This window comes from Rhizobium sp. No.120 (assembly GCF_054558365.1).
In genome coordinates this window covers 1-379 of the sequence record NZ_BAAJNQ010000069.1, presented here as the reverse complement: position 1 = coordinate 379, position 379 = coordinate 1, and the positions used below count along the sequence as shown (strand labels likewise).

At 57.0% G+C, this 379-nt stretch carries 1 pseudogene; it reads left to right on the top strand.

From position 1 onward, the window contains the following. Positions 1-81 precede the first annotated feature (81 nt). A pseudogene (locus ACYJRZ_RS31980) lies at positions 82-379 on the top strand (hypothetical protein); the annotation flags it as partial.

Below are 379 nucleotides of genomic sequence, written 5' to 3'. Positions count from 1 at the left end.
AGCTTTCTCAGTAGCAATTCGTCTATCGCCGGCTGATACTTGTTTGCACCGCATGGGGCGAGTAGGGATCAAAGCGCAACGATGCTTCCGGAAATCAAACTGCAAGGTGACGTCGATGTAGCCGCGCTGTCCCCTCTTCTTCGCGGCATGCTTCTTGCGGTTGCCTATGCTGACGGTGAGGGTGGCATAGGATTGACGGCGACCGGCGCCATGAACCGCAAGTTCGTGCATTGGGCCGCCGTGAACTTCCTCTGGCCAGGGTTCACAGCCGAAGACCTCTACAGCATGAACAAAGTGCTGAACGAAAGCGACATGCCGCCGCTCTGGGTCGTGTGCGACATGACCCGTCATCTGAAGCTGCTTCGCCGGAAAAAGGATG